At 61.0% G+C, this 18,706-nt stretch carries 15 protein-coding genes, 1 tRNA gene, 2 pseudogenes and 1 riboswitch; of the genes and pseudogenes, 8 read left to right on the forward strand and 10 right to left on the reverse strand.

Going from position 1 to position 18,706, the window contains the following annotated elements; genetic code table 11:
* Nucleotides 1-124 precede the first annotated feature (124 nt).
* A complete protein-coding gene (locus AD662_RS26310) occupies nucleotides 125-1,918 on the forward strand; it encodes a patatin-like phospholipase family protein (protein WP_053190005.1) in 1,794 nt (597 codons plus the stop codon).
* Between the two features lie 4 nt (nucleotides 1,919-1,922).
* Here AD662_RS26310 and AD662_RS26315 read toward each other — a convergent pair whose 3' ends face one another.
* Together AD662_RS26315 and AD662_RS26320 are read right to left on the reverse strand one after the other, a co-directional pair.
* Nucleotides 1,923-2,804 (reverse strand): formate/nitrite transporter family protein, encoded by an 882-nt coding sequence (locus AD662_RS26315; RefSeq protein ID WP_018605039.1) that lies wholly within the window; start codon nucleotides 2,802-2,804, stop codon nucleotides 1,923-1,925.
* 117 nt (nucleotides 2,805-2,921) lie between these two features.
* The gene (locus AD662_RS26320) at nucleotides 2,922-3,323 is read right to left on the reverse strand and encodes an acyl-CoA thioesterase (RefSeq protein WP_053190006.1); all 402 of its coding nucleotides are present in this window, start codon (nucleotides 3,321-3,323) and stop codon (nucleotides 2,922-2,924) included.
* Nucleotides 3,324-3,515: 192 nt separating this feature from the next.
* Nucleotides 3,516-3,623, forward strand: a riboswitch (S-adenosyl-L-homocysteine riboswitch).
* Between the two features lie 23 nt (nucleotides 3,624-3,646).
* On the opposite strand from AD662_RS26320, the gene ahcY reads away from it, so the two are divergent.
* The 4 genes and pseudogenes from ahcY (at nucleotide 3,647) to rhlE2 (ending at nucleotide 9,205) form a co-directional block, all read left to right on the forward strand.
* Nucleotides 3,647-5,056: an adenosylhomocysteinase gene (gene ahcY / locus AD662_RS26325; RefSeq protein WP_053182694.1), complete on the forward strand. Its 1,410-nt coding sequence runs from the start codon at nucleotides 3,647-3,649 to the stop codon at nucleotides 5,054-5,056.
* A gap of 188 nt (nucleotides 5,057-5,244) precedes the next feature.
* Complete coding sequence (gene metF, locus AD662_RS26330; protein ID WP_053190007.1) at nucleotides 5,245-6,090, forward strand: methylenetetrahydrofolate reductase [NAD(P)H]; 846 nt, start codon at nucleotides 5,245-5,247, stop codon at nucleotides 6,088-6,090.
* 201 nt (nucleotides 6,091-6,291) lie between these two features.
* Nucleotides 6,292-7,102 (forward strand): annotated as a pseudogene (locus AD662_RS26335) (substrate-binding periplasmic protein); the annotation flags it as partial.
* 231 nt (nucleotides 7,103-7,333) lie between these two features.
* Nucleotides 7,334-9,205 (forward strand): RNA helicase RhlE2, encoded by a 1,872-nt coding sequence (gene rhlE2, locus AD662_RS26340; protein WP_053190008.1) that lies wholly within the window; start codon nucleotides 7,334-7,336, stop codon nucleotides 9,203-9,205.
* A 467-nt stretch (nucleotides 9,206-9,672) separates the two neighbouring features.
* Here the strand turns inward: rhlE2 and AD662_RS26345 are convergent, their stop codons facing one another.
* The 5 genes and pseudogenes from AD662_RS26345 to AD662_RS30245 all read right to left on the reverse strand — a co-directional run.
* A complete protein-coding gene (locus AD662_RS26345) occupies nucleotides 9,673-10,269 on the reverse strand; it encodes a YceI family protein (protein WP_018609575.1) in 597 nt (198 codons plus the stop codon).
* Nucleotides 10,270-10,301: 32 nt separating this feature from the next.
* The gene (locus AD662_RS26350) at nucleotides 10,302-10,853 is read right to left on the reverse strand and encodes a cytochrome b (protein WP_018609573.1); all 552 of its coding nucleotides are present in this window, start codon (nucleotides 10,851-10,853) and stop codon (nucleotides 10,302-10,304) included.
* 290 nt (nucleotides 10,854-11,143) lie between these two features.
* A complete protein-coding gene (locus AD662_RS29440) occupies nucleotides 11,144-11,470 on the reverse strand; it encodes a hypothetical protein (RefSeq protein ID WP_156334945.1) in 327 nt (108 codons plus the stop codon).
* Nucleotides 11,471-11,493: 23 nt separating this feature from the next.
* A tRNA-Phe gene (locus tag AD662_RS29445) sits at nucleotides 11,494-11,582 on the reverse strand.
* A gap of 20 nt (nucleotides 11,583-11,602) precedes the next feature.
* A pseudogene (locus AD662_RS30245) lies at nucleotides 11,603-12,898 on the reverse strand (flavin monoamine oxidase family protein); the annotation flags it as partial.
* A 222-nt stretch (nucleotides 12,899-13,120) separates the two neighbouring features.
* Between AD662_RS30245 and AD662_RS26360 the strand changes: the two are divergent.
* Nucleotides 13,121-14,527, forward strand: coding sequence for an adenosylmethionine--8-amino-7-oxononanoate transaminase (locus AD662_RS26360; RefSeq protein ID WP_053190009.1), 1,407 nt, complete (start codon nucleotides 13,121-13,123; stop codon nucleotides 14,525-14,527).
* A gap of 130 nt (nucleotides 14,528-14,657) precedes the next feature.
* A complete protein-coding gene (locus AD662_RS26365) occupies nucleotides 14,658-15,377 on the forward strand; it encodes a 16S rRNA (uracil(1498)-N(3))-methyltransferase (RefSeq protein WP_018609565.1) in 720 nt (239 codons plus the stop codon).
* 169 nt (nucleotides 15,378-15,546) lie between these two features.
* On the opposite strand, the gene trhA is transcribed toward AD662_RS26365, so the two are convergent.
* Nucleotides 15,547-16,164 carry a PAQR family membrane homeostasis protein TrhA gene (trhA, locus tag AD662_RS26370; protein ID WP_053190010.1) on the reverse strand — a complete coding sequence of 206 codons (618 nt, stop codon included), beginning with the start codon at nucleotides 16,162-16,164 and terminating at the stop codon, nucleotides 15,547-15,549.
* Between the two features lie 287 nt (nucleotides 16,165-16,451).
* Between trhA and AD662_RS26375 the strand changes: the two genes are divergently transcribed.
* Nucleotides 16,452-17,366 carry a LysR family transcriptional regulator gene (locus AD662_RS26375; RefSeq protein ID WP_053190011.1) on the forward strand — a complete coding sequence of 305 codons (915 nt, stop codon included), beginning with the start codon at nucleotides 16,452-16,454 and terminating at the stop codon, nucleotides 17,364-17,366.
* Between the two features lie 119 nt (nucleotides 17,367-17,485).
* Here AD662_RS26375 and madM read toward each other — a convergent pair whose 3' ends face one another.
* Together madM and madL are read right to left on the reverse strand one after the other, a co-directional pair.
* Nucleotides 17,486-18,250: a malonate transporter subunit MadM gene (madM, locus tag AD662_RS26380; protein ID WP_053190012.1), complete on the reverse strand. Its 765-nt coding sequence runs from the start codon at nucleotides 18,248-18,250 to the stop codon at nucleotides 17,486-17,488.
* Nucleotides 18,251-18,255: 5 nt separating this feature from the next.
* Complete coding sequence (gene madL / locus AD662_RS26385; protein ID WP_024616432.1) at nucleotides 18,256-18,648, reverse strand: malonate transporter subunit MadL; 393 nt, start codon at nucleotides 18,646-18,648, stop codon at nucleotides 18,256-18,258.
* Between the last annotated feature and the right edge of the window lie 58 nt (nucleotides 18,649-18,706).

Consider the following 18,706-nt stretch of genomic DNA (forward strand, 5'->3'; position numbering starts at 1 on the left):
TCTCAAGAACAGCGACCAGACCGTAAAACAGGCGAATCCCGGAAATGCCTGCCTACTGGTAGACCGCGCTACAGACCGGTCTATATCCATCATTCGATATGGCGACGGTAGCGTCGAAGTCACTATGGATCGCCCCACCATTAGCGACCTGATCCTCAGTGGTGGTGGCGCCAAGGGAGCGGCCTATTCCGGACTCCTCAAAACCCTCGAAGCCAACGGCCTCATGGACAATATCAGAACGATTTCAGGCTCTTCTGCAGGGGCCATATCGGCCGCCGTACTCGCAAGCGGCATGAGTCACGCGCGTTTCGACCAGATTCTTGACGATATTCCCCTCACGTCGTTGCTCGACAGCACCAACGTTATCGTTAAAGCACTCCAGAATGTCTCGTCGAAGCTGGGCGAAAAACTGAAAAACGTTCCGCTGGCGCAATTGCTGTGTGATCTGTTGCCACGCCTGGGTTCCAAGGGGATGCCGCTGGAGAACTTGATCCGGGAGGAATCCTGCAAGGCGCTTCTACAACACTGCAAAGATCACCCGGAACCTCTTTCCGAAAAAGCGCAACAAGCCGTTGCCAATGTGAGACGGAACGAATACGTCACCTTCGCTGACCTGGCCGTCCTGAGCAAAGAAATCCCACCGATCAAGACCGTGGAAATCACCGGCACCGCCATGTTCGAGGAAGACACGCAATTGCTGGTGTTCAGCGAGAAGACCACGCCTGACATGGACATTGCCGTGGCAGCGCTTATCTCCGCGTCGCTGCCGGTGGTGTTCAGCAAGCTGACCCAGCAAGGACTACCCTTCCAACAGAATGATGAGAAACGCACTGAAACCACGGCGTTTGCCGATGGCGGCATCCTGAACAACACACCGGTACCTGACATCTATAATCCGGCGACCTCCATGAGCCCGATCCCGGACAGAGAGTCTTTGATCCTGATATTCGAGGCGGAAGAATCGAACCAGGAAAACCAGCGAGGCACGGGCATCACGGCCCTGATCGACAAATTTCTCAATGCACCCCATACGGCCAGCTCTGTATGGAATGCCGAACAACTGAAGCGCTTTGCCGACCAGACCGTCGTCGTGCCGCTGAAATCCAATAAAGGTGATTACCGCGGCCTGTTGAGCGGGACAGTCAACTTCAGCATGCCCAAGGAGATCAAGGATCATCTCCAGGAAGAACTGCGCAAGAAAGTCCAAACCCATCTGGACGAGCACAACGCCACTCGACAAACCTTTTGGTTTGACTCAATCGAGGATGCGCTGTTGGCGTTGGGTGACAAGGCATTCGAGCAACTGAGCCTAGAACTGGAGGACGACGAAACCTGCGCCGAGGCGATCACCTTCAGGCACCACGCACAACGAGCGTTGGCGCAATTGAAGGAAGCGATCCAAGAGGCCAACAAGGCATCCACCAAACTTGAACCCACCCCACCGATGCACATGGCCATCTGGACCCTCGATCAGCTTGCGGACCAGCCCGGCAGGCTGGAATGGCTGGCAAAACGCCTCAATCACGGCAATGACCCGGACTTCATGCAGTTCCTCCAGGCCGCCGCCGAGTGGGACAGAGGCGCGCCGAATGCAACTTCCGAGGTGACCGGCCACGCCGTCGAGAAAATGCACCTGCAGGACATTGCCACCCGTATATCTAACGTCGTGCAACATGTGCTGAATCCCGCATGCTTTCTCGGCGGCCAACCCGACGCGAACATCAAGTTGATAAAAGGAGTCATCCGGGACCTGCTGGAACTGCAAGATCCAAAAGCATCCAAAAATTCGCTGGAGCAGAAGATCACATTCAACAATTCACTTGAACGGGTTATCGCGAATTACAGGTCGCGCTACACCGGGATGCTTGATCCAAAGTCAACAACTCGCGAGACACTGCTCAACATGCTATTCAAATAACCGCCTACTCCGAGTCAATGCGCTGCGCAGGCTTATCTGGGCGCTTATCTTTGGGCAGGCCCACTTCACTGCGGATCTGCGCATGGCTGATCAAAGCGAAGATAAAGCTCCCGCCAACGATATTGCCCGCCAACGTCGGCCCGGCAAACACCATCCAGAAATCCTCCCAGGACAACTGGCCGGCAAACACCAGGTAGGACACTTCGGCCGAGCCGACGACGATGTGGGTGAAATCCCCGAGCGCCATGAGGTAGGTGATCAGAATGATGATCCACATCTTGGCGCTTTCCATGGACGGGATCATCCAGACCATGGTGGCGATCATCCAGCCGGAAATGATGCCCTTGGCGAACATCTGGCCGGTGTCGTTCTCCATGACCTTGCGGCCGATTTCCAGGAAAGCCTGGTCGGTGCGCTGATCGAAGATCGGCAAGTGCAACATCACGTAGGCCACCAGCAAGGTGCCGCACAGGTTGCCCACCAGCACCACGCCCCAGAGCCGCAACAGCCGGCCGAAGTTGCCCAGCGTGGGTTTGCTCATGATCGGCAGCACGGCGGTCAGGGTGTTTTCGGTGAACAGTTGCTGGCGGGCCAGGATCACCGCGAGAAAGCCGGCGCAGTAACCGAAACTGGCGATCACCTTGAAGCCTTCGTGGTCCGGCAGCCGGGAGTTGAGCAAGCCCATCGCCATCAGCGACAGGCCCATGGTCAACCCCGCCGCCAGGGCCGACCACCAGAGCGCGGCGATACTGCGCTCCAGCTCCTGATTGCCCTGGGTGCGGATGATTTCGTGCAGCACCGCAGCCCGCGGTGGCTGGTTGCGGTCGACTTCGTGCTGTTCCTGAGCCGAAAGGTCAGGGGTCTTGCCTTCTTCATGAGTGTCCATACAGCTCCTGAACCGGTGGCGTGATGTACCTACGACACGCGGCGATCAGCGCTGTTCAGTGCCGACCTGGACATACATGTGGGAGCGAGCTTGCTCGCGATGGCAGCACCGCCGATCTCACTCGACCACATCGTCCTTGAACTGATCCTTGACGTATGTGATCTCGGTCCGCCCATGAGGCGCGGGCAAGCCATCTTCGCCAAGGTTGACGAAGACCATCTTCTCCACGGTCAGGATGCTCTTGCGGGTGATTTTGTTGCGCACCTCGCAGGTCAGCGTGATGGAAGTACGACCAAACTCGATGGCGGTGATGCCCAGCTCGATGATGTCACCCTGGCGCGAAGCGCTGACGAAATTGATTTCCGAGATGTATTTGGTGACCACGCGCTGGTTGCCGAGCTGGACGATGGCATAGATCGCCGCCTCCTCGTCGATCCAGCGCAACAGGCTGCCGCCGAACAGCGTGCCGTTGGGGTTGAGGTCTTCGGGCTTGACCCATTTGCGGGTGTGGAAATTCATGATCACTCCTGAGTGTCTGGCCGTTGGATTGCTGCATCATGGCAGACCGCACGGCCAGGCTCTACGTCGTGGGCCCTATGACGGTCATCGGCAATTTCGATTTGCCGACAGAAACCCTTTTGGAAGATCCGATTAGCCCGTTATAATCGCCACCGTTTTACCTCGGTCCACGCTTTGGACCGTTCCCGCCACCTGTCCGAGGGGCGCTGCAGCAGGCTCGACCTGTCAGGCTCGGATGGGGCGTTGTTTGTACGGGGGCTCCCCGCACGGACACTAAACGCACAACGGCGCCCATTCGCATACATTACGAATGGAGACTCTTCATGAGCGCTGTTATCACGCCTGCCGATTTTACCGACTACAAAGTCGCCGACATGTCCCTGGCTGCCTGGGGCCGTCGCGAAATCATCATCGCCGAATCCGAAATGCCAGCCCTGATGGGCCTGCGCCGCAAGTACTCTGGCGAACAGCCATTGAAGGGCGCAAAAATCCTCGGCTGCATCCACATGACCATCCAGACCGCCGTGCTGATCGAAACCCTGGTTGCCCTGGGTGCCGAAGTGCGTTGGTCGTCCTGCAACATCTTCTCGACCCAGGACCAGGCCGCTGCCGCCATCGCCGCCGCTGGCATCCCGGTATTCGCCTGGAAAGGCGAGACCGAGCAAGAGTACGAGTGGTGCCTGGAGCAGACCATCCTCAAGGATGGCCAGCCGTGGGACACCAACATGATCCTCGACGACGGCGGCGACCTGACCGAGCTGCTGCACAAGAAGTACGCAGCCGTGCTGGAAAACGTCCACGGCGTGACCGAAGAGACCACCACTGGCGTGCACCGCCTGCTGGACATGCTGGCCAAGGGTGAACTGAAAATCCCGGCCATCAACGTCAACGACTCGGTGACCAAGAGCAAGAACGACAACAAGTACGGCTGCCGTCACAGCCTCAACGACGCCATCAAGCGCGGCACCGACCACCTGTTGTCGGGCAAGCAGGCGCTGGTGATCGGCTACGGTGACGTGGGCAAGGGTTCGGCCCAGTCCCTGCGTCAGGAAGGCATGATCGTCAAGGTCTCCGAAGTCGATCCGATCTGTGCCATGCAGGCCTGCATGGACGGTTTCGAGCTGGTTTCGCCGTTCATCGACGGGATCAACGACGGCTCCGAAGCCAGCATCGACAAGGCCCTGCTGGGCAAGATCGACCTGATCGTGACCACCACCGGCAACGTCAATGTCTGCGATGCCAACATGCTCAAGGCCCTGAAGAAGCGCGCCGTGGTCTGCAACATCGGTCACTTCGACAATGAAATCGACACCGCCTTCATGCGCAAGAACTGGGCATGGGAAGAAGTGAAGCCGCAGGTCCACAAGGTGCACCGCACCGGCACTGGCAGCTTCGACCCACAGAACGACGACTACCTGATCCTGCTGGCCGAAGGCCGCCTGGTTAACCTGGGTAACGCCACTGGCCACCCAAGCCGCATCATGGACGGTTCGTTCGCCAACCAGGTCCTGGCCCAGATCTTCCTGTTCGGCCAGAAATACGCCGACCTGTCGCCAGCCCAGAAAGCCGAGCGCCTGACCGTGGAAGTACTGCCCAAGAAACTCGACGAAGAAGTGGCCCTGGAAATGGTCCGCGGCTTCGGCGGCGTGGTCACCCAACTGACCAAGCAACAGGCTGACTACATCGGCGTCACCGTCGAAGGCCCGTTCAAGCCGCACGCTTACCGCTACTGATCGGCGCTATTGCCTGCTCTCCCTGTGGGAGCGGGCTGTGTGGGAGCAAGGCTTGCCCGCGATGAAAACGCCGCGGTCTCTCGAGGACCGCAGCGCCTGGATCGCGAGCAAGCTTTGCTCCCACACAGCCCACTCCCACATTGTGATGCGCAAGGCGTCCAGGCTTACGAGTTTCCAAGGATATGACCATGTCCCAAGACCGTCGCTACAGCTTCGAGTTCTTCCCGACGAAGACCGATGCTGGGCATGAAAAACTGATCGCCACTGCCCGTCAGCTGGCCAGCTACAACCCCGACTTCTTCTCCTGCACCTATGGCGCTGGCGGTTCGACCCGTGACCGCACCCTGAACACCGTGTTGCAGCTCGAAAGCGAAGTCAAAGTCCCGGCCGCCCCTCACCTGTCCTGCGTGGGTGACAGCAAGGACGACCTGCGCAACCTGCTGACCCAGTACAAGGCCGCCGGCATCAAGCGCATCGTTGCCCTGCGCGGCGACCTGCCGTCAGGCATGGGCATGGCCAGCGGCGAGCTGCGCCACGCCAACGAACTGGTTGAATTCATTCGTGAAGAAACCGGCGATCACTTCCACATCGAAGTGGCTGCGTATCCGGAAATGCACCCCCAGGCGCGCAATTTCGAAGACGATCTGCGCAACTTCGTGCGCAAGGCCAACGCTGGCGCCAGCAGCGCGATCACCCAGTACTTCTTCAACGCCGACAGTTACTTCTACTTCGTCGAGCGCATACGCCAGTTGGGCGTCGACATTCCTGTCGTACCGGGAATCATGCCGATCACCAACTACAGCAAGCTGGCGCGCTTCTCCGACGCGTGCGGTGCAGAAATCCCACGCTGGATCCGCAAGCAACTGGAAGCCTACGGCGACGACTCCTCCAGCATCCAAAGCTTCGGCGAGGAAGTCATCACGCAAATGTGTGAGCGTCTGCTGCAAGGCGGTGCACCGGGGCTGCATTTCTATACCCTAAACCAGGCCGAACCCAGCCTTGCGGTATGGAACAACCTCAAGCTGCCGCGCTGAATGACTTAATGCGGTGGTACAAAGAGGCCTTGGCGAACACCAAGGCCTTTTTCATTCAGTGATCGAGCCCTACCCTGCAATGCGCTTGCATCGGTGATTGCCGCCGAGCCATCCATGAACACCGCAGGCAGGCAAAGGGCGACTGAGGCGCAGGCCAGAGCCCTCTAGCTATTTGATGAGCTCTCGTCGTAACCTCAGGCCATGCCCGTCATTGTCCAACTGCTGACCGCCCTTCTTTTCCTGTGCCTGAGCATGACTGCCCGGGCCGAAAAGTTGCGCATTGTCACCGAACCCTGGGCCCCGTACGTCTACGAAGAGAACGGCAAGATGCTCGGCCTGGACTACGAAACCACGGCCATTGTGTTCAAGCGCCTGGGTATCGATGTGGAATGGCAGTTCCTGCCGTGGAAGCGCTGCCTGGCGATGCTGGAGCAAGGGTTGGCGGACGGTGCGCTGGACATTTTCCACAGCAATGAACGCGATTCCACGCTGCTTTACCCCAGCGAACCGCTGTCGGACGTGGAGTTCGTGATGTTCTACGCCAATGCCCGACCCCACCCGTTCCGCACGCTCGATGACCTGGACGGCCTGACCGTCGGCACCTCGCCCGGCTATCTGTACAGCCAGGCCTTCAGTGAGTCGACGCTGTTCGCCCGTGAAACCGCGCCCACCCACGAAGCCAATTTCGGCAAGCTGCAACTGGGTCGGATCGACCTGCTTATCACCGACCGCAGGGTCGGCCGACATGTGCTCGAACAAATGCAGTTGGGCGACCAGATCACCGAAAACCCGATGGTCGTGAGTCGTCAAAGCCAATATCTGGCGGTTCGGCGCAGTGCCGGGATGGATTTGCTGGTGCAACGCTTCAGCGCCGAACTCAAGCGCTTCAAGCGCGAACCGGCCTATGCCGAACTGAGCGCTCGCTACGGCGCAGGCCCAGCGGCCAAGGTCACCTCGCCCGGCCAGATCAACGTTGAAATAAACCGTTGAGCAGCAGGAAAGCGGCGCGCGGCGTTTGCTCTGTTATACTCCGGCCTTCCCGCCAGGCTCACGCCCGGACGCCCGGTCTTGCAAAAGGCATCCCGACACCGCTACAGCGCCGCCTACAGCCCGCGCGAGCCTTGTCCGGACCCGCCTTCGAGGCCCGGCAGGACCGGACGGGATGACGTCTTTTGGTTGAACGTCATTCGCGCCCGGCAAGACTATCCCATTGGGCCAGGCCCTCACTAAAACAGGATTACTCATGTCCTTTGCTTCCCTCGGTCTCTCCGAGGCTTTAGTCGGCGCCATCGAAGCCGCCGGCTATACCCAGCCTACCCCGGTGCAACAGCGGGCCATTCCCGCCGTGTTGCAAGGTCGCGACCTGATGGTCGCGGCGCAGACAGGTACTGGTAAAACCGGCGGTTTCGCCCTTCCGATCCTGGAGCGGTTGTTTCCCAACGGTCACCCAGACAAATCCCAGCGTCATGGCCCGCGCCAACCGCGCGTACTGGTCTTGACCCCTACCCGCGAACTGGCGGCCCAGGTCCACGAGAGCTTCAAGGTCTACGCTCGTGACCTGAAGTTCGTCAGCGCCTGCATTTTTGGCGGCGTGGGCATGAACCCCCAGGTCCAGGCCATGTCCCGTGGCGTCGATGTACTGGTCGCCTGCCCCGGTCGCCTGCTGGACCTGGCCGGCCAGGGCAGCGTCGACTTGTCCCACGTTGAAATCCTCGTGCTGGACGAAGCCGACCGCATGCTCGACATGGGCTTTGTCCATGACGTGAAGAAAGTCCTCGCCCGTCTGCCCGCCAAGCGTCAGAACCTGCTGTTTTCGGCGACGTTCTCCAAGGACATCACCGACCTGGCCGGCAAGCTGCTGCACAACCCGGAGCGCATCGAAGTCACGCCACCGAACACCACGGTCGAGCGCATCGAGCAACGCGTGTTCCGCCTGGCGGCTAGCCACAAGCGTGCCCTGCTGGCGCACCTGATTACCGCCGGCGCCTGGGAACAGGTTCTGGTGTTCACCCGCACCAAGCACGGCGCCAACCGCCTGGCCGAGTACCTGGACAAGCACGGCCTGCCGGCTGTGGCGATCCACGGCAACAAGAGCCAGAACGCCCGCACCAAGGCCCTCGCCGACTTCAAGGCCGGCGAAGTACGCATCCTGGTGGCCACTGATATCGCCGCCCGTGGCCTGGACATCGACCAGTTGCCTCACGTGGTCAACTTCGAGCTGCCAAACGTCGATGAAGATTACGTGCACCGTATCGGCCGTACTGGCCGGGCCGGTCGTTCGGGCGAAGCGATCTCGCTGGTCGCGCCGGACGAAGAAAAGCTGCTCAAAAGCATCGAGCGCATGACCAAGCAGAAAATTGCCGACGGCGACCTGATGGGCTTCGATGCCAGCACCATCGAGGCCGAGAAGCCTGAAGTGCGCGAACGTCCGGACGTGCGCAATCCGCGCAATGCCCGCGGCCCACGCGGCGACGGTCCGAATGGCGGCGGTGGTGGTGGCGGCGGCCGCAAAGACAAAGGCAAGGACAAGGGCAAGGAAAAAACGGCCAGCAACAGCAATGGCCGCGGCGAACGCCCTGCCCGCGAGCAGAAGCCCCGCGAAGGCACACCCGCTCGTGAACAGCAGCGTCCAGCCCCACGCGCCGCAGCCGATCGTGCCCCGGACGAGTTCCTGGACGACGACGTCGACAACTTCGGTAACCGCGTCGACTACGTGCCGCAGCAGAAACCGGCCCAGGGTCGTGGTCGTCGCCCGGGTGCCCCGGCACAGGGTGCAGCTGCAGGCGCGCCGCGCAGTGGCCAGCCACAAGGCCGCCAGAACGGTCCGCGCAACAGCAACGGCTCGTCCACCGGTACGCCACCGGCCAAGCGCAGCGGCCCACGCAACGGTGCCCCGCGTGACGGCCAGGCTCGTCGCGATGACACCCGCCCGCGCCGCCCGGCCCATGACGACCAGCCTCGCCAGGAACCCGCCGTGCAGAACCCGCGCGGCAGCCAGCCGAAGATCATGCACAAGGAGTCGAAAGCCGATCGCTTCCCGACGCCTGAGCAACTGGATCAACTGCCAAGCCGTCCACGGGGCGAAAAACCGGCATTGCTGACGCGCAATCGCTGAGTTTTTCCCAGCTGTAAAAAATGCCCCGGGTCTCGCGACCCGGGGCATTTTTTTGGCCCAACACAATTCCAAATGTGGGAGCGAGCTTGCTTGCGATAGCGGTGTATCAGTCAACATTGAAGTCGGCTGGTATGACGCCATCGCGAGCAGGCTCGCTCCCACATTGGATCTTCAGCAGCCACAAAATCCATGTGCACCTAGCCCCCCTGTGGGAGCGAGCCTGCTCGCGATGGCGGCCTGAGGGCCAACTTCAAATTGCTGGCCGACCACAAATTCGTGGCGAGGGAGCTTGCTCCCGCTGGGGCGCGAAGCGGCCCCAACAGCAACGACTCCATCCATCTTGACGCACCGAGGTATCAGATTTAGGGGCTGCCCGCCCCCACAGCTTTTTTGTATCGCCGGAATCCGCGCAATAAAAAACGCCCCTGATCGCAAGATCAGGGGCGTTTGTTTGTCAGGGGCGAAGGTTACTTCGCTTTGACACCTTCAAACGAGATGTACAGCTCAACGGCGTCGGATTGTGGGCCCAGGTCCATCATCTTGCCGAAGTCGGAACGCTTGATGCTGGTGGTGCCCTCGAAGCCAGCACGGTAGCCGCCCCATGGATCCTTGCCTTCGCCCAGGAACGTGGCCTTGACCACGATTGGCTTGGTCACGCCGTGCAGCGTCAGGTCACCCGTCACGTCTGCAGTGTCTTTGCCATCAGCGTTCTTGCCGGTGGACTTGACGCTGGTGGACACGAACTTGGCGTCGGCGAACTTGCCTACGTCCAGGAAGTCCTTGCTGGCGATGTGCTTGTCGCGCTCGGCGTGGTTGGTGAACACGCTGGCGGTGTTGACGTTGAACTCGATCTTGCTGGCTTCAGGCTTGGCGGCGTCGAAGCTGAACTTGCCGTCGATGTCCTTGAAGGTACCGGTAATGTAGCTATAGCCCAGGTGGCTGATCTTGAAGTCGACGAAGGCGTGCTGGCCTTCCTTGTCGACCACGTAGTCGGCGGCCATGGCCTGGCCAGCGGACAGCAGGGCAGAACCGATTGCCAGGGCGGCGAGCGTCTTTTTCAACATGCTTTCTATTCCTTTGGAGTCGAGGTTGAACATCAGGCTTGGCGCCCCAGCATTCGCTTGAGGGTCGCGTCACGGTCGATAAAGTGGTGTTTCAATGCTGCCAACGCATGAAGGCCGGAGAAAATGACCAACGCCCACGCCAGGTAGAGGTGAATCTGGCCGGCGACGTCTGCCTGATCGGGCAGTCCGGACACCAGCGCGGGTACTTCAAACAGGCCAAACACCGGGATCCCGACACCGTCTGCGGTGGAAATCAGGTAACCGGCAATCATCACGGCGAACAACCCGAGATACAGTGCGCTATGGCCGAGCTTGGCGCCGACGCGGGTCAGGCGACCATAGGTTTGCAGGGTCGGTGGCGGCGGGCTGACAACGCGCCAGATCACCCGCAGCAACATGACCGCCAGCAGCACCAGGCCAATGCTCTTGTGCAGGTCCGGTGCGTCTTTTCGCCAGGTGCTGTAGTAATCCAGGCCAACCATCCACAGGCCCAGGGCAAACAGCCCGTACACCGCCAGCGCAACGCCCCAGTGCACAGCGATACTGACCCAGCCATAGCGAGAAGAAGAGTTGCGTAGCTGCATTGCTCATTTCCTGTAAAAACTGCGATCAAGACTAGCGAGTTATCTATCGATTTAAAGCGGAAAATTTCGCTTTGAAATATCGAGAAATACGATCATCAGTCTGGAGGGGGTGGGTTAAGGAAAGATTAAAGCCAATACGATGCGTGATAACAGGACGGACCTTATCGCGAGCAAGCTCGCTCCCACACTGGCCGAGCGCAATCCCTGTGGGAGCGAGCTTGCTCGCGATAGCGGTTCTACAGGCAAAAAAAAGCGCGGCTGACACGCCGCGCTTTTTCTGTCACCGAGCCTTACTGAGCCTTGGTCTCAGTCGCCGCCGGCGTTGTCGCTGCCGGCTTGGCCGCCGGTTTCTTCGCCGGAGTGGCTTTCTTCACTGGCGCTTTTTTAGCCGGAGCCTTGGCGGCTGGTTTTTTCGCCGCTGGTTTGGCCGCTGCTTTCTTGGCTGGCTCAACCTTTGCCGGGGCCGGTGCAGGTGGTTCCACCGGTGCCGGCGCAGGAGCGGGTGCAGGTGCTGGAGCAGGCGCTACCGGTTCCGGTGCCTTGACCGGCTCTGGCTTCTTGTCATCGTCCGAGCCACCAAACAGGTTGCTGAAGAAGTTGCCCTTCTTCGCCGCCACTGCACCAGCCGCCGCCGTTGCAGCAGGCGCGACCTTAGGAGGTTCGAACGACTTGCCCGCCGCCAGGTCTTCAACCTGACTGGCCGCGCGCTGACCACTGCGCAACGCGCCTTCCAGGGTACCCGGATACAGGGTGTCGGTGTGTTCACCGGCAAAGGCTACGCGTTGCAATGGCTTTTCCCACAGGCGCCAGTACTTGCTGATCTGGCCCGGGCCAAAGGCCAGGTACGCGCCGCCCATGGACGGGTCGGTGCTGTAGCGGCGGATTTCATAGCCGGTGAACGCGCCACGGGCCTGTGGATAAAACGCGTGCAGACGGATCAGTACCTGATCGACCATCTGCTTGTCGCCGAAAGCCTGCATCACCCGGGCGTTGTCGCCGGACAGGTTGATGACCACGTTGGCCCCGCCCTTCAAGGCCGGTTCGATCCACATCATGCCCAGGCCGGCGTTGCTGTAGATCTCGCCCGACATGCGCGCCTTGCTGTCCCAGACAGGGGTCTTGAACTTGAGCATGATCTGGTCGCGCCAGCCGTAATTGGTGCTCTTGATCGCGCCTTGATGCTGGGCGTCCAGGGCCGGGGTCAACTGGATCTTGTTCAGCGCCCGCAACGGCACCGCCAGCACCACGTAATCCGCCTGGTAGCCAACGGCGCCAACTTTGACGGTTACACCGTCCTTGTCTTGGGAGATGGCCGACACAGGCGAACTGGTCTTGATGGTTTTCAGTTGCTTGACGAACGCCTGGGCCAGTACCGGACTGCCACCGAGCAGGCGCGAGGCCCGCCGGTCGCGGTCGGAGACGCCGCGATAGACGCGGTTCTGCTGGGCGAAATACAGCAGCGACAGGCGCGAAGGTTCGTCATACCGGGTGCGAATCTCCTGGTTCACCAACTGCCGCGCCGTGGCCGGCAGTTGCAGGCGGTCGAGCCAGTTGGACACGGTGATCTGGTCCAGCGCATGCAGCGTGCTGGTCGCCGCCGGGTTCAGCGGGTCTTCGATGGAGCGCGCCAGGTCGTCCAGGGTGGTTTCGTAGCGCTTGAGGGCTTCGGCGGTGGCCGGCTGTTTGCTCGCCAGGTCCGCGGCGGTGAAGTAGATGCCGTCGATCAGGTAGCTGGGGGTGCGCACGAACTCCGGGGCCGGCGTGGTGCTCAGCTTGAATGTGGAGACGTACTTGTTCAGCACTGGCTGCGTCTTCTCGTTGCCGATCCACTCGCTAGTGGCCATGCCTGAACGACCGCCCAGGCTCGGTTTGGCTTCCAGCAGCGTCACGGCCCAGCCTTTGTTCTGCAATTCATAGGCCGCCGTGAGCCCCGCCAGGCCGCCGCCGATGACGATGGCCGTCGGTTGTTTGTCCTTGGCCAGCGCCGAAACGCTGAACAGCCCTATCATCACCAGCGCACAGGCGCGCAGCCAACCAGCAGACATTCAACGAACTCCGGATTAAACGTAGAAAATTTCAGCTTTCGAGCCAGCCGGCTCAGGGAACGGCGAAGAATACGTCAGCCATCAAAACGCCGCCAGCGACGTCTATCGCCTCGTTCAAAGTAGTGGGAATGACACAATGGGTTGTCCGCCGGGCCGCCATTGCATAGGCTTGCGCGATTGTTTTGCCCGCGCACGCCGCGAGCCGCCTCGAGGAGACTGTACATGGGCCTGAATAACCAGTGGATGCAACGCGACCTTGCGGTGCTATGGCACCCCTGCACCCAGATGAAAGACCACGAACAGCTGCCGCTGATCCCCATCAAGCGCGGTGAAGGCGTGTGGCTGGAAGATTTCGAAGGCAAGCGCTATCTCGATGCCGTCAGCTCCTGGTGGGTCAACGTATTCGGCCACGCCAACCCGCGCATCAACCAGCGCATCAAGGACCAGGTCGATCAGTTGGAGCATGTGATCCTCGCCGGTTTCAGCCACCAGCCGGTGATCGAGCTGTCCGAGCGCCTGGTGAAGATGACGCCCGAAGGCCTGACCCGGTGCTTCTACTCCGATAACGGCTCGTCCTGCATCGAAGTGGCGATGAAGATGAGCTTCCACTACTGGATCAATCGCGGCCGGCCGGACAAAAAACGCTTCGTCACCCTGAGCAACAGTTACCACGGCGAAACCATCGCGGCGATGTCGGTGGGCGATGTGCCGTTGTTCACTGAAACCTACAAGGCGTTGCTGCTGGACACCATCAAGGTGCCGAGCCCCGACTGCTACCACCGCCCTGAAGGCATGGGTTGGGAAGAACATTCGCGCAACATGTTCGCGGCCATGGAGCAGACCCTGGCCGAGCACCACGACACGGTGGCGGCAGTGATCGTCGAACCGTTGATCCAGGGCGCCGGCGGCATGCGCATGTACCACCCGGTGTACCTGAAGTTGCTGCGCGAGGCCTGCGACCGCTATGGCGTGCACCTGATCCACGACGAAATCGCCGTTGGCTTCGGCCGTACCGGGACGATGTTCGCCTGTGAGCAGGCCGGCATCACGCCGGATTTCCTCTGCCTGTCCAAGGCGCTGACCGGCGGTTACCTGCCGCTGGCCACGTGCGTGACCACCGATGAGGTCTACAGCGCGTTCTACGACGACTACCCGACCCTGCGCGCCTTCCTGCATTCCCACAGCTACACCGGCAACCCGCTGGCCTGCGCGGCGGCCCTGGCAACGCTGGATATCTTCGAAGAAGACAACGTCATCGAGAACAACAAGGCCCTGGCCCAACGCATGGCGAGCGCCACCGCGCACCTGGCCGACCACCCGAACGTGGCCGAAGTACGCCAGACCGGCATGGTGCTGGCCATCGAGATGGTCAAGGACAAGGCCAGCAAAACCGCTTATCCGTGGCAGGAACGGCGTGGCCTGAGTGTGTTCCAGCATGCCTTGGAGCGAGGTGCCTTGCTGCGTCCGCTGGGCAGCGTGGTGTATTTCCTGCCGCCGTATGTCATCACCCCGGAGCAGATCGATTTCCTCGCCGAAGTGGCCAGCGAAGGCATCGACATTGCCACCCGGGACAAGGTCAGCGTGGCGGTGCCGAAGGACTTCCACCCGGGTTATCGCGATCCGGGCTGAGCCTGGGCCACCGCCATCGCGGGCAAGCCTTGCTCCCACAGAGAAATGCGAACCCACTGTGGGAGCAAGGCTTGCCCGCGATGAGGCCGCGAGCTTCAACCACGATCATTTTTTCTTGCAGAGACTCCACATGAGACTGTCCCGCTTCTTCATCGACGCGCCCCTGAGCCTCGGCGACCACGAACTGCCTGAAGCCCAGGCCCATTACATCGGCCGTGTGCTGCGCATGGCCGAAGGCGATGCCGTGCAGGTGTTCGACGGCTCGGGCCAGGAGTTTCGCGGCACCCTGGCCGAGGTCGGCAAGAAACGCGTGCGGGTGCAATTGGACGAGCAGTTCGCCGGGCAAGCTGAATCGCCGCTGCGCATCCACCTCGGCCAGGGCCTGTCCCGGGGCGAGCGCATGGATTGGGCGATCCAGAAAGCCACGGAGCTGGGCGTCAGTGAGATCACGCCGATTTTCAGCGAACGCTGCGAAGTACGCCTCAAGGACGAGCGTGCCGACAAGCGCCTGCTGCACTGGCGCCAGGTGGCAATCAGCGCCTGCGAGCAGTGCGGGCGCTCAAGCGTGCCGGTGATCCACCCACCGCTGCTGCTGGCTGACTGGCTGAAACAGACCGAGGCCGAGCTGAAGCTGGTGCTGCATCCAGTGGCCGAGCCGCTGGTCAGCCATGACAAACCGTCGACGTTGGCGTTCCTGATTGGTCCCGAAGGCGGGTTGTCGGATGCCGAGGTCGAACAGGCCAAATCCGCCGGCTACCACGCCGCCCGCCTTGGCCCCCGCGTGCTGCGCACCGAAACCGCGCCGGTTGTGGCACTGGCGGTGGCGCAGCAGCTATGGGGGGATTTCTAATCCCCTGCGGCCACTGAAGATCAATTGTGGGAGCGGCGGTGCGGCGATCCGACTTGCTCGCGAAAGCGGTGTATCAGTCAATATTGTGCTGGCTGACACACCGCTTTCGCGAGCAAGCCCGCTCCCACAGTAGATCAGTGGTGTTCAGAACTCGGTGCGGGGTCATGGATTAGAGCACGTAGAACAGAATCGCCACGAAGTGCAGCAAACTGCCGGCGATGACAAACAGGTGCCAGATGCCATGGGCGTGGCGCAGCCGGTGGTCGAGGGCGAAAAAGATAATGCCCACGGTGTACAACACGCCGCCCGAGGCCAGCCAGGCAAACCCGGCGCTGCCCAGGGCCGCCAGCAGCGGCTTGACAGCCACCAGCACGATCCAGCCCATCACCGCGTAGATCACAATCGACAGGATCCGCGCTTCGGAGCGCGGCTTGATCTCCTGCAAGATACCAATCACGGCCAGCCCCCAGACGATCCCGAACAACGTCCAGCCCCACGGCCCGCGCAGCGTCACCAGGCAGAATGGCGTATAGCTGCCGGCGATCAGCAGGTAGATCGAAAAGTGATCGACCTTCTGCATGATTGCTTTTTTGCGCCCACGCACGCTGTGGTAAACCGTCGACGCGCTGTACAGCACCAGCAGGGTGAACCCGTAGATCGCCACGCTGACGATCTTCCACGGATCGCCCGCCATCCCGGCAATCACCAGCAACCACACCGCCCCGATAAAAGCCGCCACCGCCCCGACCAAGTGCGTCCAGGCGTTGAGTCGTTCCCCGTGATACATCCAGTCCCACCTCACATTCCAGAACAGACGCCAAGGCTCAGGCCTGGCGCTTTAAAGTGCAATGTTTTGCTTTTAAACCTGGAGACATACCTTGTGGCGAGGGGATTTATCCCCGCTGGGCTGCGAAGCAGCCCCAATGCAGCTAAGTGCGATCAGCCTGACACGACGAGATGACAGGATTTGGGGCCGCTTCGCTGCCCAGCGGGGCGGTGCGACGTTTCGCTAAATCCCCTCGCCACAAAGGCTTCTTGGGGCACAATCGGGCGATACGAATAAGAGTCCGCCCCATGCTGATCGACGAAGAATTGACCCTGAAGAAACTCGAGGTGTTCCTGGCCTTCATGCGCACCGGCAATCTGGCGCGGGCGGCGGCCGAGTTGCAGACCAGCAACGTCAGCGTGCACCGGGCCATTCACTCGCTGGAGAGCGCCCTGCGTTGCCCGCTGTTCAAGCACGAAGGCCGCAACCTCACGCCGCTGGAAAGCGCTTATGTGCTGGAAGAGCGGGCGCAGAAGCTGATCCAGGACGTGGTCGAAAGCGTACGCCTGACCCGCGAAGCCGCCGGCTTCTCCGCCGAACGCTTCAAGCTCGGCTCGTTGTATTCGTTGACGGTCAAGACCGTGCCGCAACTGATCATGGGCCTGAAAATCCGTCGCAGCGAGCTCAATATCGACCTGATCCTGGGCTCGAACATCGACCTGCTGTACAAGCTCAAGAACATGGAAGTGGACGCGATCCTGATCTCCCTGGACGACAGCGTGAACGACCCGGACTGCGAGCATATCGAGCTGTTCTCCGACGACATCTTCCTCGCCACGCCGGCCGACTCACCCTTTGCCCAACGCAGCGAGGTCGATCTGGCCGAGGTGCGCGACGAGACGTTCATCACCCTGACCCAGGGTTTTGCCACGCACCAGGACGGCATCCGGGTGTTCAAGCAGGCGGGGTTCGAGCCGAAGGTGGCGATGCAGGTCAACGACATCTTCACCCTGCTGAGCATGGTCAGCTCCGGGGTGGGTTATGCCTTGCTGCCGGGCAGGATCGCGTCGGTGTATGAGAACCGGGTGAAACTGATCCCGTTGCAGGAAAGGTATCGGCTACAACAGCGCATTGGCGTGGTGTTCCTGAAAGCCAAGGAGCGTGATCCGAACCTGCTGGCGCTGTTGGCTGAGTGTCGGATGTATGCCAATCGTCAGAGCTGAAACCGAGTCGCCCATATCGCGAGCAGGCTCGCTCCCACATTGGATCGGTGTTCACAAATCCCCTGTGGGAGCGAGCCTGCTCGCGATGAGGACAGCCCTCTCAGCGCACATTCAAAGCCCTACCCCATCAACCCCCGCATGATCAAAAACAACAACGAAGGCCCCAACAAGCACCCAAGCGCCGTATAGAACGCCGCCGTCAGGCAGCCATACGGCACCAGCTTCGGATCGGTGGCCGCCAGCCCCCCGGCCACGCCGCTGGAGGTGCCCATCAAGCCACCGAAGATCACCGCACTGCGTGGATTATCCAGGCCAATCATCGGTGCCACGAACGGTGTCGCCACCATCACCAGGATCGCCTTGATCAACCCGGCGGCAATGGACAGCGCCATCACTTCGGAACTGGCACCAATCGCCGCCCCGGTCACCGGCCCGACGATGTAGGTCACCGCCCCGGCGCCAATGGTGGTCAGGCTCACCACATCGGTGTAACCGAACGCCATCGCCACGCCCACGCCAGCAATGAACGACGTGCCGACCCCGACGAACAGCGCCAGCACCCCAACGAAACCGGCGCGCTTGAGTTCTTCGATACTCACGCCAAACGCCGTGGCGACGATGGCAAAGTCCCGCAGCATCGCACCGCCGAGCAAGCCGATCCCGGACAGCAGTGGAATGTCCACCACGCCCTTCTGCCCACCGGTCATTGCCCCGCCGATGTAGGAGAGCATCAGTCCCAGGAGAATGGCGATGGCCGAGCCATGCAGGCGGCCTTTAGTGAAGGTGTTGCTGATCCAGTAGGACACCCACATGGTGATGCCGACAATCGCAAAACCACTGATCAGGCCGTAGCCGGTGATGACTTTCATCATGGATTCGTACATGGCAATCACCCGACCGTCTTAACGGAAACGTCGCCCTGGGGCCCTTTGTTGCCAATGCGCACCAGCACGGGCACCAACGCAAAGGCAATCACCACCGCCAGGGTCCCGGCCAGGATCGCCATTGGCCCGCCCTTGAGCGCGCCGTAGACGTTTTGCTGCGCCGCCATCGCGACCACGATGGGGATGTAGACCGCGCTCCAGAATTCCACGCCGGCCTCGGATTTGCCCTTGAACAGGCCACGCTTGCCCAGGTAACTGCCCAGGCCGATCAACAGCAGCATCGCAATGCCGACGCCGCCGACGTTGGCCGGCACGCCGATCAATTTGCCCAGCAGCTCACCGATAAAAATACCCGCCAGGGTACAAAAGGCCAAAAATGCCACACCGTAGATAATCATTGTTGTAGTCCTCAAAGTGCATCGTCGAAGTTGTTGTTTTTGTGCTTCGCCAGCTTGA

Source organism: Pseudomonas kilonensis (assembly GCF_001269885.1).
GTDB classification, from domain to species: Bacteria; Pseudomonadota; Gammaproteobacteria; order Pseudomonadales; family Pseudomonadaceae; genus Aquipseudomonas; species Aquipseudomonas kilonensis.